This window comes from Kribbella sp. NPDC020701 (genome assembly GCF_055562215.1).
Window position 1 is genome coordinate 47,304 of sequence record NZ_JBVHFT010000006.1, and the last position, 15,146, is coordinate 62,449.

Annotated in this window: 14 protein-coding genes; 2 read left to right on the forward strand and 12 right to left on the reverse strand. The window is 68.1% G+C overall.

Features of this window, described 5'->3' with window-relative positions:
* Window positions 1-102: 102 nt before the first annotated feature.
* Window positions 103-792 carry a phosphotransferase gene (locus ACZ3HV_RS15760; RefSeq protein ID WP_465684859.1) on the reverse strand — a complete coding sequence of 230 codons (690 nt, stop codon included), beginning with the start codon at window positions 790-792 and terminating at the stop codon, window positions 103-105.
* On the reverse strand, window positions 789-2,261 hold the full coding sequence (gene miaB / locus ACZ3HV_RS15765; RefSeq protein ID WP_465684860.1) for a tRNA (N6-isopentenyl adenosine(37)-C2)-methylthiotransferase MiaB: 1,473 nt from the start codon (window positions 2,259-2,261) through the stop codon (window positions 789-791). Before miaB ends, ACZ3HV_RS15760 begins: the two co-directional genes overlap by 4 nt.
* A gap of 101 nt (window positions 2,262-2,362) precedes the next feature.
* On the opposite strand from miaB, the gene ACZ3HV_RS15770 reads away from it, so the two are divergent.
* Window positions 2,363-3,907 (forward strand): amidohydrolase family protein, encoded by a 1,545-nt coding sequence (locus ACZ3HV_RS15770; protein WP_465684862.1) that lies wholly within the window; start codon window positions 2,363-2,365, stop codon window positions 3,905-3,907.
* A 52-nt stretch (window positions 3,908-3,959) separates the two neighbouring features.
* On the opposite strand, the gene ACZ3HV_RS15775 is transcribed toward ACZ3HV_RS15770, so the two are convergent.
* The 10 genes from ACZ3HV_RS15775 to ACZ3HV_RS15820 all read right to left on the reverse strand — a co-directional run bounded on the left by ACZ3HV_RS15775 (window position 3,960) and on the right by ACZ3HV_RS15820 (window position 13,254).
* Window positions 3,960-4,373, reverse strand: a complete 414-nt coding sequence (locus ACZ3HV_RS15775; RefSeq protein ID WP_465684864.1) for an ArsR/SmtB family transcription factor — start codon at window positions 4,371-4,373, stop codon at window positions 3,960-3,962.
* A complete protein-coding gene (locus ACZ3HV_RS15780; RefSeq protein ID WP_360365186.1) occupies window positions 4,370-4,573 on the reverse strand; it encodes an iron dependent repressor, metal binding and dimerization domain protein in 204 nt (67 codons plus the stop codon). Before ACZ3HV_RS15780 ends, ACZ3HV_RS15775 begins: the two co-directional genes overlap by 4 nt.
* 15 nt (window positions 4,574-4,588) lie before the next feature.
* Window positions 4,589-6,238, reverse strand: a complete 1,650-nt coding sequence (gene groL / locus ACZ3HV_RS15785) for a chaperonin GroEL (protein WP_465684867.1) — start codon at window positions 6,236-6,238, stop codon at window positions 4,589-4,591.
* Window positions 6,239-6,257: 19 nt separating this feature from the next.
* Window positions 6,258-7,283: an NAD(P)-dependent alcohol dehydrogenase gene (locus ACZ3HV_RS15790; RefSeq protein ID WP_465684869.1), complete on the reverse strand. Its 1,026-nt coding sequence runs from the start codon at window positions 7,281-7,283 to the stop codon at window positions 6,258-6,260.
* Window positions 7,280-8,032, reverse strand: a complete 753-nt coding sequence (locus ACZ3HV_RS15795; RefSeq protein ID WP_465684871.1) for a metal-sulfur cluster assembly factor — start codon at window positions 8,030-8,032, stop codon at window positions 7,280-7,282. The genes ACZ3HV_RS15790 and ACZ3HV_RS15795 overlap by 4 nt, the downstream gene beginning before the upstream one ends.
* A complete protein-coding gene (locus ACZ3HV_RS15800; RefSeq protein WP_465684873.1) occupies window positions 8,029-9,048 on the reverse strand; it encodes an amidohydrolase family protein in 1,020 nt (339 codons plus the stop codon). The genes ACZ3HV_RS15795 and ACZ3HV_RS15800 overlap by 4 nt, the downstream gene beginning before the upstream one ends.
* Before the next feature lie 6 nt (window positions 9,049-9,054).
* Window positions 9,055-9,396 carry a propane 2-monooxygenase effector subunit MimD gene (gene mimD, locus ACZ3HV_RS15805; RefSeq protein ID WP_465684875.1) on the reverse strand — a complete coding sequence of 114 codons (342 nt, stop codon included), beginning with the start codon at window positions 9,394-9,396 and terminating at the stop codon, window positions 9,055-9,057.
* Window positions 9,393-10,499, reverse strand: a complete 1,107-nt coding sequence (locus ACZ3HV_RS15810; RefSeq protein WP_465684877.1) for an aromatic/alkene monooxygenase hydroxylase subunit beta — start codon at window positions 10,497-10,499, stop codon at window positions 9,393-9,395. Before ACZ3HV_RS15810 ends, mimD begins: the two co-directional genes overlap by 4 nt.
* A gap of 1 nt (window position 10,500) precedes the next feature.
* Window positions 10,501-11,541 carry a 2Fe-2S iron-sulfur cluster-binding protein gene (locus tag ACZ3HV_RS15815; RefSeq protein ID WP_465684879.1) on the reverse strand — a complete coding sequence of 347 codons (1,041 nt, stop codon included), beginning with the start codon at window positions 11,539-11,541 and terminating at the stop codon, window positions 10,501-10,503.
* A gap of 78 nt (window positions 11,542-11,619) precedes the next feature.
* Window positions 11,620-13,254: a ferritin family protein gene (locus tag ACZ3HV_RS15820; protein WP_360365170.1), complete on the reverse strand. Its 1,635-nt coding sequence runs from the start codon at window positions 13,252-13,254 to the stop codon at window positions 11,620-11,622.
* Window positions 13,255-13,436: 182 nt separating this feature from the next.
* On the opposite strand from ACZ3HV_RS15820, the gene ACZ3HV_RS15825 reads away from it, so the two are divergent.
* A complete protein-coding gene (locus ACZ3HV_RS15825; protein ID WP_465684881.1) occupies window positions 13,437-15,122 on the forward strand; it encodes a sigma-54-dependent Fis family transcriptional regulator in 1,686 nt (561 codons plus the stop codon).
* Window positions 15,123-15,146: the final 24 nt, after the last annotated feature.

Below are 15,146 nucleotides of genomic sequence, written 5' to 3' on the forward strand. Positions count from 1 at the left end.
CAGTTGTGTCCGAGGTCCCGGTCGGTGCCCATGTCCGAGGCCCCCAGTTGGTGGCCGCGGTCCCCAGATGGTGTTCAAGGTCCCGGGCCGGGCGGCGGGCGGTTAGAGGTGGGAGCGGATTAGGGCTTCCTGGGCGGGGAGGAGGGCCAACTCCTCGGGGGTGAGGGTGACGTTGCGGCCTCGGACGGCCAGGGCGTCGGCGAGGCCGGGGGTGGGGTCGATGGAGTTGGCGAGGTAGGCGGCGAGGGCCTCGCGTACCAGTGGGGTGAGCTCCTCGAACGACGGGTCCAGCGCGACCTGGGCGCAGATGATCGCGGTCATCGCGATGTCGAAGGCGGCTGGACCTTCCTCGGCGTTGCGCCAGTCGATGACGACCGGACCGTTGTCGGTAGCGATCACGTTGAGCGGGTGCAGGTCGCCGTGGACAACGACGCGACCTGGGGTGCCGCTGGGGGCGGGGATCGCGTGCAGCCGGCGGTGCAGGTCGGCGTGGATCTCGCCGAGTTCGGTCCCGCTGAGGTTACCGGCGATCGCCGCGTCGGCGAGCGTCGGACCGTTCAGTCGCTGGATCACCATGTCCGGGCCGACGATCTCACGCACCGCCGGGACCGGGTAGTCGTACTTCGCGACGTGCCGCATGAAGTCGGCTTCGTCGCGGACCGGGTATCCGTCGCGGTATCGCCGCAGCACCCAGTGGTCGTCGATGGAGTAGATGTCCGCGTCCCGCCCCGCAGCAAACGGCTCGGCGCCCGGCGGGAGGAGGGAGGACCGCCGCTCCGGCTCGGCCGTCACCCGACCTGGCAGCCGCCGGCTGCCGGTTCCATAGCCTGGGCGCCGATCGTTGGCATGCCCAACATCACCCCGGGTGTCGCCACCGGGGCGTCCTGCGCGCGTTCCCAGGCGTCGCCGGCGCGCGTACGGCGTACTGCGCCGAAGACGTCCGCGACCAAGTGGTGGGGTGCGGCGTACGTGACCTCGACGGTGGCCAGGTCACCGGGTCGCGGCTTCGAGACACCGGAAGGGAGCGCGAAGTGGACGAGGCGGTTGTCGCGGGCACGGCCGCTGAGTCGATGGGTGGCGGCGTCCTTGCGGCCCTCCCCCTCGGCGACGAGCACCTCGAGTGAACGCCCGACCATCGACTTGTTCTCGTCCCAAGCCATGTCGTCCTGCAGTGCGACCAACCGCTCGTACCGCTCCTGGACGACGTCGCGCGGGACCTGGTCCTCCATCGACTCCGCCGGCGTCCCCGGGCGCTTGGAGTACTGGAAGGTGAACGCCCCCGCGAACCGCGCCTGCCGAACCACGTCGAGCGTGCCCTGGAAGTCCTCCTCGGTCTCCCCCGGGAAACCGACGATGATGTCGGTGGTGATCGCCGCATCCGGCATCGCCGCGCGAACGTCCTCGATGATCTTCAAATACCGATCACGCCGGTACGAGCGCCGCATCGCCTTCAGAACCCGGTCCGACCCGGACTGCAGCGGCATGTGCAGCGAGGGCATCACGTTCGGCGTCTCGGCCATCGCCTCGATCACGTCCGCGGTGAAGTCCCGCGGGTGCGGCGAGGTGAACCGGACCCGCTCCAGGCCGTCGATCCCGCCGCACGCCCGGAGCAGCTTCGAGAACGCGTACCGGTCGCCGAACTCGACGCCGTACGAGTTCACGTTCTGGCCGAGCAGGGTCACCTCGAGCACGCCTTCGCCGACCAGCGCCTCGACCTCGGCCAGGATCTCGCCCGGCCGGCGGTCCTTCTCGCGGCCGCGCAGCGCCGGCACGATGCAGAACGTGCAGGTGTTGTTGCAGCCCACGCTCACCGACACCCAGGCCGAGTACGGCGATTCGCGCCGGGTCGGCAGGGTCGACGGGAACACCTCGAGCGACTCGAGGATCTCGACCTGCGACTCCTGCTGCACCCGGGCCCGCTCCAGCAGCACCGGCAGCGAGCCGATGTTGTGGGTGCCGAACACGACGTCCACCCATGGTGCCTTCGCCGTGATCGACGCCTTGTCCTTCTGCGCCAGGCAACCACCGACGGCGATCTGCATGTCCGGCCTGCGAGCCTTCACCGGCGCCAGATGGCCGAGGTTGCCGTACAGCTTGTTGTCGGCGTTCTCCCGGACCGCGCAGGTGTTGAAGACGACCACATCGGCCTGGTCACCCTCGGGCGCGCGGACATAACCAGCGTCCTCCAGCAGCCCGCGCAGGCGCTCGGAGTCGTGGACGTTCATCTGGCACCCGTAGGTGCGGACCTCATAAGTACGCATGACAGCCACCAAGAGTACGTGCCCCGGTAGACAAATCCCTACCTGGGACCGGGTGCCTGTAACCCCTGACCGGCAGGCTCCCGCCGAGAATAGTGAGGGGCATGAACAGTTCTCGCCGTCAGTTCCTCGCCCGCACCGCCGCCGGAGCCGCCGTGATCGCCGGCGGTTCCTTCCCCACCGTCTCCGCCGCGGCCCTCACCAAGCCAATGCCGACCGCCCTCACCCGGCCGACCCTGACCGCCCTCACCAACGCCACCGTGATCGACGTCGTCACCGGCCATCGCAACCGCCACCAAACCATCCTGATCAGCGGCGACCGGATCGTCGGCGTCGGCCGACTGCCCGTACCGCGCGGCGCGACCGTGATCGACGCGACCGGCAAGTTCGTCATCCCGGGCCTCGCCGACATGCACGTCCACAGCCTCGGCGACGAGCGTGTCTCGCCGCCGCTCTACCTGGCCAACGGACTGACCACGGTCCGCGAGATGGCCGCCAGTAACCCGATGCTCTACGACTGGCGGGACCGGATCGACGCCGGCACCCTGCTCGGCCCGCGGATGATCGTCGCCGGCCAGATCATCGACGGCGACCCGACCCTGTGGGACCCGAACCTGCTGCACGTCCTGGTCGTCGCCGATCCCACCGCCGCACGAGCCGCCGTACGCCAGGTCAAGGAAGAGGGCGCCGACTTCATCAAGGTGTACTCGCGCCTGAACAAGGAGTCGTACGCCGCCATCATCGACGAGGCCCGCAAGACCGGACTCACCGTCCACGGCCATGGCCCGGACGAACTCACCTCCAAGGAGATCAGCAACGCGGGCCAGCGCAGCATCGAGCACATCCACTCCCTCGGCCTGTCCGTGTCCACCCGGGAGGCCGACGTACGCCGGATGGTCCGCGCGATCAAGGTGAACACCGGGGACTACAACGCGTGGTTCCGGCAACTGCACCCGATCGAGTGGATCGCCGCGAACACCTACAGCCCGGCCCGGGCCGCCGACGTGTTCGGCACTCTCCGTCGCAACAACACCCGGGTCACGCCGACGCTGACCATGCACAACGTGCTCGACCAGATCGACTACACCCGCCTCGACCCGGACCTCGCGAAGTACCTGAGCGCGGATTCGATCGGCACCTACGACTACGTGATCGAGAACCTGTACGGCGCCAACCGGACCGCCGAGGAGATCGCGCACCAGCGGCAGATGTGGGCCTGGCGGACGCGCTTCGTCGGCGAGTTGATCGCCCACGACGTACCGATCATGGCCGGCACCGACACGGGTACGCCGTACAGCGTGCCCGGCTTCGCACTGCATGACGAGCTCGAGCACCTGGTCGAAGCCGGCGCCACCCCACGCCAGGCCCTGTACGCCGCCACCGCCGAGCCCGCCGCCTTCCTCGGGCTCAACCGAGACCTTGGCACGGTGGAAGCGAGCAAGATCGCGGACCTCGTCGTACTGGACGCGGACCCGTTGACCGACATCCGCAACAGCCGGCGGATCAACACCGTCGTCACCCGCGGCCGCGTCATCTCGCCGGCGCAGCGCCGGCGGATGCTCGCCGACGTGGAGGCCGCAGTCCAGGAGCCCGCGACCGCCGCGACCATCGCCACTGGTGGCTGCTGCGGCGGCGGTCAGCCCCGCTGACAAGCCTGACTCCCGGGCCGGGGGCCCGCCCGCACCGACCCGGGAGCCGCACCTAACCGAGCCGCGCCAGGTCCCGCGTCCGCTCGGACCGGGTCCGCTCGGACCGGGTCCGCTCGGACCGGGTCCGCTCGGACCGGGTCCGCTCGGGCCGGGGAGGATCCGGCGCGAGCGAGCCGTCGGGAGCCACATGGGCGAAGATCTGCTCGACCAGGGCGATCACATGAGGGTCGTCGACGGTATAGAACAGTCGGCGCCCCTCCCGCCGAGCGTGAACCAGCCCCGCCAGCCGGAGCTTGGCAAGGTGCTGACTCGCCGTCTGCACGCTGACGCCGGTCAAGGCCGCCAGCGTGCCGACGTCGTACTCGGCGCAGCTCGCCAACGCCACCAGATGCAGCCGGACCGGAGCGAACAGCAGACCGAACGTCCGGGCGGCGGTGACGAGCTGAGGCGTGGTCGGCTCGATCATGCGTCGACGCGTGCCTTGGGCGGGATCGGCATCCCGTACGGATCCCGCGTCGGGAACCCGAGCGCCGCGTCGATCAGGTCCTCGAGTCGCTCGCTCAGACCTTGCTCGAGTACGGCGGCCTCCACGGCGACCTCGGCCAGGTCGACACCGAGCACGCGGTGCAGGAAGGTCTCCAGCAACTGCTGGCGTCTGCCGTCCATGACAGCCCTCCACACTCAGTAGATGTTGGACGGGCGGACCATGCCCTCGGCCAGATCGCCGAAGCCCGGTGCCATGATCGCGCCCGGGTTGCCGAGGATCTCTTCCACTACAGCGGTCTCGGTGGTGATCAGCAGCGCCGCGATCGAGGCCGCGCTCTCGAATGCCGCCCGGGTGACCTTCAGCGGATCGATCACGGCCTCGTCGACCATGTCGGCGTACTGGCCGGTGAGCGCGTTGAAACCGTGGCCGAGTGGCAGTTCGGCGACCCGCGCCACCACCTCGTCGCCGTCGTACCCGGCGTTGATCGCGATCCACCGCAGCGGCTCCGGCAAGGCACGTCGTACGACGTCCCGCCCGATCGCCTCGTCGCCGCTCAGCTCCAGCTTCGACAGCTCAGCCTGCGTCTGGACCAGTGCGGTCCCACCACCGGCGACCACACCCTCCTCGAGCGCGGCCCGAGTCGCGGCCAGCGAGTCCTCGACCCGCAGCATCCGTTCCTTCAGCTCGACGCTGGTCGCGCCACCGACCCGGATCACCGCGACCTTGCCGGCCAGCCGCGCCATCCGCAGCTGCAGGCTGTCCTGGTCCGCGTCGATCTTGGCCCGCTCGAGCTGCTTCTCCAGCTGGGCGATCCGCGCCTCCACCAGGGACGCGTCGCCGTGGCCGCCGACGATCGTAGTGCTGTTCTCGGTGATCGTGATCCGGTCGCAGGAACCCAGGTGTTCCCGGGTGACCTCGTGCAGGTCGAGGCCGGTGTCCTTCGCGATCACGGTGCCACCGAGGGCGGTCGCGAGATCCTCCAGCTCCGCGATCCGGCGGTGACCGAAGCCGGGCGCGTGTACGACGACCGACCGCATCGTGTTGTGCATGTTCCCGCCGACGAGCAGCTGCAACGCCGGTCCGTCGACGTCCTCCGCGAGTACGACGAGCGCACGATCGGCGCGCTTGGCCACCTCGATGGTCGGCATGATGTCCTGCACCTGGGTGATCTTCTTGTTCGTCAGCAGGATCACCGGGTTGTCGTAGACGGTCTCCATCCGCTCCCGGTCGGTGACCATGTACGCCGAGACGTACCCGTGGTCGAACTCGATGCCGTCGACAACCTCCACCGACATCCCCAGCGTGTCGGACTCCTCCGTGGTGACGACACCGTTGCGCCCGACCCAGTCGACCGCGTCCGCGATCACCGCGCCGATGGTCTCGTCGTCGCTGGCCGCCAGGGTCGCGATGTGCCGCAGCTCGTCCTGGCCGCCGACGGAGACGGCCCGGCTCCGGAGGGTCTCGATGACCAGCGGCACGGTCTGCTCGATGCCACGCCGTACGCGCATCGGGTTCGCGCCGGCGTCGACCGCGCGCAGGCCCTCGCGAACCATCGCCTGGGCGAGCACCGTCGCGGTGGTGGTGCCGTCGCCGACCACGCCGTTGGTCTTCATCGCGACTTCCTTCACCAGCTGTGCGCCCATGTTGGCGAACGGCTCGCGCAGCTGGATCTCCCGCGCGATGGTGACTCCGTCGTTGGTGATGGTCGGTGGACCGGTCAGCTTCTCCAGGACCGCGTTGCGGCCCTTCGGCCCCAGCGTCACCTTGATCGCGTCCGCGAGCGCGTTCACCCCGGACTCGAGCAACCGCCGCGCATCCGTGTTGAACCGTACTTCTTTCGCCATGGTCAGACCGCCTTCGCTGTCACGGGATGAGGATCGCCCGGCCGCGGACCTTGCCGTGGTCGAGGTCGTCGAGGGCTTGCTGGAACTGCGCCAGCGGGTACTTCGTGGTGTGCAGCGCGACCTTCCCCTGGGCCGCGAGCTCCATCAGGTCCTGCAGGTCGTTGTAGGAGCCGACCAGGTTTCCGATGAAGTTGATCTCGGTCGAGATCAGGTCGATGGTCGGTACGTCGAGGTTCTCGCCGTACCCGACGACGTAGTAGTTGCCTGCCCGCCGCAGCATCGCCACCCCGTCGGCGGTCGCGCCACCCTCGCCGACGAAGTCGACGACGGCCTCGGCGCCGGCCCCGCCGGTCAGCTCCCGGACCTGCTCCACCTGGGTGCCATCGGCAACAATTCCGTGGTCGGCACCGATCTCGACGGCCAGGTCGACCGCGGCCTTGTTGCGGTCGACGACGACCACGGTTGCGGCCGAGATCGCCTTCATCACCTGGACCCCGATGTGCCCGAGGCCGCCGGCCCCGATCATCACGCACACCGCACCCGGCCGCAGCGCGCGGGCCGCCTTGACCACCGCGTGGTACGCCGTCAGCCCGGCGTCGGCCAGCGCCGCCACATCGGCCGGCTCCAGGCTGTCGTCGATCCGCACCACGCTGCGGGCGGTCGTGTGCAGGTACTCGGCGTACCCGCCGTCGGTGTCGATCCCCGGGAAACTGCTGGACTCGCAGTGCACGTCGTCGCCCGAGCGGCAGGCACGGCACAGGCCGCAGGTGACCAGCGGGTGCAGGATCACCTTGTCGCCGACCGCGACATGCGTGACGGCGTCGCCGACGGCGTGCACCCAGCCCGCGTTCTCGTGGCCGATCGTGTACGGGAGCCGTACGCCGCTCTTCTCGGCCCACTGTCCTTCGAGAATGTGAAGGTCGGTCCGGCAGACGCCCGCGCCACCGATCCTGACGACGACGTCGAGCGGCCCGGTGATCTTCGGCTCCGGAACCTCGGTGAGCTGAAGCTTGCTGTGATAGCCGACGACCTGGACGGCTCTCATGTGGTCCTCCTCGTGTTGGTGATCCGGGTGGCCAGGCCGCCCGGCTCGTCGTCGTACCGGGTGGCCAGCAGGCCCCGGCAGAAGTGCGCGTTGCCCTCGACCGAGATCCGCACCGCCTTGGCGAACCGCAACCGCAGCGGCACTGCTTCGGGCGGCACGGGTACGCCGTCGTCGTCGACGAGCACCAGGTCGTCCGGCCGGATACCGAGCCCGATGCCGGTCCGGCGGCGCAGCAGCGCCTCCTTGTGCGGACCACCGGGAAGCTCGCCGAGGGTGAGCCGATGCAGCTCGTCGACGGTCCGGCTCGTCGTCTTGAGCAGCGCCATCACGCACCGCTCCATCGCGGCCGTGTGTGCTTTGCGCTGGAAGATGCGGCGGAGCTCGTCCAGGTTCTGCTCGGCCTCGGACCCGAAGGTGCCGACGTAGCCCGCGTCCGCGGCCAGGCCGGCGTTGATCTTGTCCGAGTCGTGGTGCTCGTCCAGCAGCACCGTCACCTTCCTTACCTGAGGCACCCGACGCAGGGCGTCGACCGCATCGGATGCCATCAGGTAGGCGAAGTTGGGCGCGCAGAACGAGGTCGGCAGCCGGAGATGGACGGTCACGCCGGCGTCGTCGATCCGGATCGACCGGACGAAGCCGAGGTCGGTGATCGGCTGGTCCAGCTCGGGGTCGACGACGGTCGCCAGCGCCGCCACGACCTCCGTCTCCAGAGCTGGTCCGGCCTGTGTCGTCTGCGCGACCGCGGTCATGACGCCACGGCTTCTTCCTTCGACCCGATGCCGGCGGGAAGCCTGAGCTCCTCGGGTACGTCGAGGCCGTACAGCGCCGCCGCGTTGAGTCCGAGGATCTTCTTCTTCTGCTCGACCGTGATCGGCGCGTATTCGGTCAACTCCGCGGGGATCTGGAAGTCGACGAACTTCTCCACCAGCCACTTCGGCGTCCAGAGCGCGTAGTCGCTGGAGAACAGGATCCGATCCTCGCCGATCCAGTAGAGCAGCTCACCGATGATCTGCGCGAAGTACCCGGGCCGGCTGTGGATGAACGGCATCGCCACCGCGAGACCGCCGTACACGTTGGGTTCCTGGGTCGCGATCCAGCAGAAGTCCTCGAGCCGGGGCAGGCCGACGTGCTCGACGATGAAGTTCAGCTCGGTGTAGTCGGTCGCCACCTTGTCGATGTCGGCGACGTCGAACGAGTCCCTGTCCAGCGGCCGGATGGTGGGGCCCTTGTGGACATGGATGTTCTTGATCCCGAGCTTCAGGCATTCCTCGAGGTAACGGCGCGACCAGGGGTCGTCCAGCTTCCAGCCGCGCGAGTCGCCGTACCACTCGGCGGTATAGAGCTTGACGCCCTGCAGGCTCATCCGGGCCGCGTCCTTGCGCAGCTGCTCGAGTCCGGCCTCCGCGTGCCTCGGGTCCCAGGCGTGGTTGTAGGTGAGCTTGCCCGGGTTCGCCTTCGTTAGCGCGAGCGCTTCCTCGGTCTGGCCGAATCCGTTGTGGTAGAAGTCGCTCAGGATGGCCGGCTGGAAGATCGCGTGGTCGACGTACCCGTCCTCGAAGAGGTCCTTCAGCAGCCGCTGGCCGCCGTAGTAGGTGTAGGTGTCGTAGTCCCAGACGACCTCTTCGGGGCTGAGGTTCTTGTGGTAGTCGTAGAAGCAGTCGATGAACTGCTTGCCGTGGATGTTCTTCTGGTTCGCCGCCCGCGCGTCCCACAGGGCGATGTGCGCGTCGACGACGAAGTACTGCTCACCGTTCTTCTCGTACATGCGCCCTCACTTCGCGGTGAGGTCGAAGCCGATGTACTCGGCGGCGTCCTCGGGGCTGGCGAACAGGATGGTCTTGTCGTCCAGGTGCACCATCCGGCCGTAGTGGGTCGAGCTGATCTCCTCGAACACCGAGCCGTCGAACTCCGACCCGAGCGCCTCGGACAGCTCGGCGTAGTCGAAGTCGAGCAGGCCGACTCCGTCCACCCGGATCATCGACGGGTACTCGGTCAGCTCGACCCCGTCCTTGGCGCCCATCACCTGGGCGACGACGCGGCCGATCGGGGTGTTCATCAGGGTGACGCCGCACTTGTTGGAGAACTCGGTCTCAGATCCGAACTGCATGCTCATTGGTCCAGCTCCTTCGGAGTGTCGAGCCCGAGGTCCTCGAGCAGGGAACGGAACTTCTGCTTGGCCGCGTCCAGGCTCACCGCGAAGGTGACGGACTTGTCGGCCGGCTGCGACCAGATCGGCTGCAGCGCGTGCGCGGCGTCGAGGCATCGCGGCACCCAGGTCGCCATCCACTCGCCGAACAGGGCCTTGTTGGTCTCGCCGAACTCGGCGTCCCGGGTCAGCAGCCGGAAGAGGTTGCGGGTGTAGCCGAGGTCGCGGTCGTAGTCGTGCTCGCCGGTGCCGACGATCGTCGGCGTGATGTAGTCGCCGTTGCGGGCGGCGATCTGCATCACCAGCTCGGTCCGGAACAGCGATCCGACCAGCTGCTCGAAGACGATGTTGGTGGCGAACAACAGCTCGCACCAGTCGCCCACGGCCGTCAGCCGCTCGACCACCTCGCGGGTCGGCTGCCACTCCGGCGCGCTCTTCCAGACCTCCTTGTGGGCGGCGCCGTCGAACGGTACGTCGGCCTCCGACAGATCCAGGTTGAACAGTGCGAGGTCCTGGGCGAACCGCATCTTGTGGGCGGCGTTGACCGCGACCGCGGTGTTGATCATGTTCGTCGGGCCGGACCGCTGGATGCTGGTGAAGACGTGCAGCGCGAGACCGTTCTCGGCGTGCATCCAGGCACCGAGGTTGCGCTCGATGAACTTCAGCCAGGCCGGGTTCCAGCCGTCGTACGCCCGGGCCCGCTTGGCGTTCTGCAGGCCGAGATCGACCTGCCGGACGACCGCGGAGTTGTTGCGGTAGATCGTCTGGTTCCACTCCTCGTTCGGGTCGAGGAAGGCGTGCCAGTTCGACGACTTCGCGGCCGTCCACTCCTTCGGGTAGCCGCCGGGACCGTCGCCGAAGCCGTAGATCCAGCCCTGGCTCAGGTGCCGGTCCGGGTCCGGCTGCACGTCGACGGTGACGTCCTCGTACATCGTCGCCCGGAGCTTGGCCGGCTTGTAGTAGTTGTAGGACCGGCTCGTCGAGCTCGGGAACTCCAGCGCGCCGGCCTCGGAGTCGGTGAACTCGATCGTCGGGAAACTGCGCTGCTTCGGTGCTGTCGATTGCGCCATCTCAGACTCCATCGGTTGTCACGGGACTGGTGAACTTGTCGTAGAAGACCTGGTCCTTCGGCACGTTGCTTGCCTCCAGCAACGACAGGGCGGCGTCGACCATCGGCGGCGGGCCGCACAGGTAGATCTCGCTGCGGTGCAGCTCGGCCTCCCGCCGCTCGACGATGTCGGTGACGTTGCCGATCTCGGGCTCGAGGCCGTCCGCGCCGTCGGCCGACTCGGACAGGCAGGCGATGAACTCGAACCCGGTCAGGTCCGCACCGAGCTCGCGGATCGCGTCGAGGTAGAACAGGTCGCCGGCCGTCCGGGCGCCGTAGTAGAACCGGACCGGCCGGGTACTCCCGGTCTCCCGCAGGTGCCGCAGGATGGACAGGATGGGCGCCATCCCGGCCCCGCCGGCGACACAGACGACCGGGAGCACGTGGCCGTCCTTGAGGGTGGACGAGCCGTACGGCCCGGTCAGCGACAGCTCGTCGCCGACCGCGAGCTCGCCGTCCAGCAGCGCGGAGAACCGGCCGCCCGGGTACTTCTTGATCAGGAACTCGATCTCGTCCGGCGTCGACTGGGTCGTCGCCATCGAGAACGATCGGTGGTCGTCGGTGCCGGGGATGGTGATGTCGGCGTACTGGCCCGGCCTGAACTCGAACGCCTGATCAGCCTTGAGCCGGAGCGAGACGATGTCCCGGGTGACCGGTTCGATCGCCACCACCCGGGCGCTGATCGTCTGGATCGCGATGCCGCCGAGCAGCTCGTCCTCGTCGTAGTTGAGCAGCTCGATCGTGCAGTCGCTGAACGCGTGGGCCCGGCACAGCAGCACATAGCCCTCGGCGACCTCGGCGTCGTTGCACGCGAAGGTGGAGTAGCGCTCCATCTGCAGGTCACCCTCGAGGATGTAGGACTTGCAGGCGGAGCACTGCCCCTCCTTGCAGCCGTGCATCAGGTGGATGCCCTGCCGGAACGCCGCGTCGAGGATCTTGTCGTCCTCGGTGACGTCCATCTCGATGTCGACCGGTTCGAACCGGATCCGGTGGGTGTCGGCCACGTCGGGCCTCCTCATGCTGGGGTGGAACGGCTGGTGGCGCCGATGCGTCGGCGGCGCCACCAGCCGGCTCGGGGTGGGTCAGGCCGCGCGGGTGCCGTTGGCCTTGTACGCCGCCACGTGGGCCTCGCGCTCGGCGTCGGACATCTCGTTCAGCAGCACGTTGGGGCTCATGAACGTGTTGCCGCGGACGTCGTCGAGGGTCCACATCTTCTTCGGGTCGTCCAGGTCCAGGTGCGGCTGGCCGATCAGCGTCTTGCCGTCGTCACGCACGTACCCGAGGTCCTGGACGATGTCGGCCAGGTCCTTGTTGTGGTGCAGGGTCTCCCACTCACGGAAGCCGGTCAGGCGTCCCATGTTGGGGGTCGGCCGGCCGTCGTACTCGCTGCGGAACGCGACCGCGTCGGTCCAGTAGCAGGTCTCCGAGCAGTAGGTACGCCACTGGTCGTCGACCTTCTCGACCACCATGTCCTCGCGGATCAGCGCCGGCACCATGCAGGTCCAGCAGCGGTGCGGGTACTGGTACCCGACCTCCTCGAACGCGATCGGCTTGTTCCTGCCCGGGTAGGCGAGCCGGTTGTAGTTCTCCCACCACTTGCCGTACTTCGAGTACCAGCCCGGGTACTTCGACTCGAACCACTCGAAGTCCTTGTCGGTCATGGCGTCGATCCGCCAGTAGTTGACCGGCCATCCGGTGGCGAAGAACCGTGCGACCTCGTGCACGTAGCCCTTGTCCACGATCCGCTTCCAGGCCTCCTCGACCAGGTCGTGCGGGATGGTGAGGCCGTACTTCTCCAGCGGCAGCAGGTAGCTGCGGTAGTAGTCGTCGTAGATCCAGCGGCGCCACATCTCCGCATAGCTCTCCCGGTCCTTGCGGCGGTCCTTCGTGCCGTACTCGATGAAGGTGCCGATGGCCGCGTCGACGACACAGTGGTTGTTCCACCACGCGTAGCGCAGATCGCGCTCGAGCAGCGGACGGTTGCGTTCGTCGGCCAGGGCCATCAGCAGGATCGAGTAGCCGTTGCTGATGTGCCGCGACTCGTCGGACTGCACCGAGTGGAACACCGTCGGCAGCAGGTAGTCGCCATTGGCCGCGGCCTCGTCCGGCATCGCCACGAACAGCGTGTTGGTGAAGGCGGTCTCGGCCACGACGGTCAGGTAGATGTTCGCGGCGGTGATCGCGTCACCGGTGATGAACCCCTCGCCGAACTGCCGGCCGATGGTGCCCGCGTAGTTGTTCGCGAACGCCTTCTCGGTCATGTCGAAACCGGCCGGGTCGATATAGTTGTTCATGTACAGGCGCTTGAGGTTCATCTGGATCGTCGAGTGCCTGACCTCGTCGATCATCTGCACCGCGAGCCCGTTGTGGATCTCCGGGTTCGGGACGGCGTCGATGGCCATCGGCATCGCCCGGGCCGCCGAGATCTCCGGGAACGGGATGATGCTGAGGAACAGCTTCTGCCATTCCAGCCAGCGCTGCTGCACCTGGCGGAACATGTTGCCGCGGATCGCGCCGTCCATGGCGCCGTACACGCGGTTGTCCTTCTCCTCCTCCATCGGGAAGTAGGAGCGCATGATCTGCTTGAGGGGATCCTTCTTCGGCGCCCTCTCGAACGTGTAGTCGGTCCCGAACCGGGTGGCCGGCGTCGCGAAGGTCGGTTCCCACGACAGCTCGGTGATCTTGGCGTGCGCCTTGGTGAGACTCTGCCTGCTCAATGTGTGCCTCCATGATCGGGAGCCGGCGTTTCCGGCGGCTCCTGCGGTACGGCGGGCTGCGTTAAACAGGGATGAAAGCCGTCAGGCGGGCAGATTCGTGTCTCAATGTGAGATGGCGGTCACACCGGAGCCCGCTACCGTGGGAGCAGTTCCGCTGGTGACGGACGCGAAGGAGTCAGCCCATGGACGCTGCACTGCCGGTCCGGGACCCTATCCGGGTCTCATGGGAGCGTTCGCACGCATCCCGGGTGGACATCGACCGCCCAGCCCCGACGTACTTCGATCGGATCGACCGGGAGACCACGCTGATGCGGGCGGCCCGGCCGGTGATCGACGCGCTGTCGTCGGAGCTCCACAACGAGCCTGTCTGCATCATCCTGACCGACGGGAAGGGTGTCGTCCTCGACCGCCGGGGCGGTGACCCTGCCTTGCTGCGGCGGCTGGATTCGGTCGACCTCGCGCCTGGATTCCAGTACGCCGAGTCCGAGGTCGGGACCAACGGGATCGGTACGGCGCTCGAGGTGGGCGGGCCGATCCTGGTCCACGGAGCTGAGCATTACAACGGGAAATTACGAATGTTCTCGTGTGCCGGGGCGACCATCACTCATCCGATCACCGGCGGGCTGCTCGGCGTACTGGACATCACCACCCAGGCCAGGAACTCGAACTCGATCCTGCTGTCGTTCGCCAAACTCGCGGCCCGGCGGATCCATGAACGGGTCGTCGAGGAGGCGAACGCGCTCGACCACGCGCTGCTGAGCGACTACTACGCCGCCTGCCGGCACAGTGGCGGACCGGTGCTCGCGCTCGGCGACGAGGTGTTCATGATGAACGCCTATGCGCAGGCACGGTTCGACGCGATCGACCAGGCGGCGCTGATCGACCGCACTCGCGATGCGCGTGGCGGCACCAAGCCAGTGGTGTTCATGACCGACCTGCCCAGCGGGACGACCGCGCGGATGGCCTACCGGCCGACGTTTGTCGGCGACACCCTGGCCGGTGGGGTCATTCAGATCAAGGAGCAACGGCCGCCGGCTCGCAGCGCGGCCCGGTTCCCGCTGGTTCCCGGGACGACCGGGACGAGTGCGGTCTGGCAGCACGTCACCCAGGAACTGCTGGATGCGTGCAGCCGGTCCGAATGGCTGATCGCCGACGGTGAACCGGGGGCGGGCAAGTTGTCCTTGCTGCGTGCGGTCCGCCGGCACGTCGCACCGAGTCGGCGGCTGGCCGTTCTCGATCCCGAGGTGACGGGCGACGACCTACTGGCCGAGGCACGTGCGGAGCTGGAGTCCGGGGCCGATCTGATCATCCGGCGAGCGCATCTGCTGACCGGCGAGGTTCTCGACGGTCTCACCGAGTTGCTGCAGAACGTCCGCGACGGCGCGATCGCCGGGGACGCCTGGGTCGCGCTGACCCGGCCCGCAGACCGGTCCGAGATCGCCGGCCGGCTGCTGGCCTTCTTCCCCCGGACCGTCGAGGTGCCGCCGCTGCGGCATCACTTGGAAGACATTCCGGCCCTGGTCCGATCACTGCTGGCAAAGTCCGGCATCAGCGGCCTGACGTTCTCCACCACGACGATGAACCAGCTGATGCGACTGCCGTGGTCGGGCAACATCACCCACCTCCGCGCAGTCCTCACCACGGTCGCCCGCCGACGCCGCTCCGGGGTCGTCGAGCTCGCCGACCTCCCACCCGAGTGCCGCGCCACCACCCGCCGCCAACTGACCCCGATCGAAGCCCTCGAACGGGACGCGATCGTCGACGCCTTGTGCATGTACGACGGCGACAAACAGGCCGCGGCGGCCGCGCTGGGGATGTCGCGGGCGACCATCTACCGCAAGATCCGCGAGTACGGAATCGTCACCTGACGGGCCGTTCACATCAGTCAGTAA

Coding starts and splice junctions, on each gene's coding strand:
- miaB (WP_465684860.1), bottom strand. CDS start 2,261: ATGCGTACTTATGAGGTCCGCACCTACGGGTGCCAGATGAACGTCCAC.
- ACZ3HV_RS15770 (WP_465684862.1), top strand. CDS start 2,363: ATGAACAGTTCTCGCCGTCAGTTCCTCGCCCGCACCGCCGCCGGAGCC.
- ACZ3HV_RS15775 (WP_465684864.1), bottom strand. CDS start 4,373: ATGATCGAGCCGACCACGCCTCAGCTCGTCACCGCCGCCCGGACGTTC.
- ACZ3HV_RS15780 (WP_360365186.1), bottom strand. CDS start 4,573: ATGGACGGCAGACGCCAGCAGTTGCTGGAGACCTTCCTGCACCGCGTG.
- groL (WP_465684867.1), bottom strand. CDS start 6,238: ATGGCGAAAGAAGTACGGTTCAACACGGATGCGCGGCGGTTGCTCGAG.
- ACZ3HV_RS15790 (WP_465684869.1), bottom strand. CDS start 7,283: ATGAGAGCCGTCCAGGTCGTCGGCTATCACAGCAAGCTTCAGCTCACC.
- ACZ3HV_RS15795 (WP_465684871.1), bottom strand. CDS start 8,032: ATGACCGCGGTCGCGCAGACGACACAGGCCGGACCAGCTCTGGAGACG.
- ACZ3HV_RS15800 (WP_465684873.1), bottom strand. CDS start 9,048: ATGTACGAGAAGAACGGTGAGCAGTACTTCGTCGTCGACGCGCACATC.
- mimD (WP_465684875.1), bottom strand. CDS start 9,396: ATGAGCATGCAGTTCGGATCTGAGACCGAGTTCTCCAACAAGTGCGGC.
- ACZ3HV_RS15810 (WP_465684877.1), bottom strand. CDS start 10,499: ATGGCGCAATCGACAGCACCGAAGCAGCGCAGTTTCCCGACGATCGAG.
- ACZ3HV_RS15825 (WP_465684881.1), top strand. CDS start 13,437: ATGGACGCTGCACTGCCGGTCCGGGACCCTATCCGGGTCTCATGGGAG.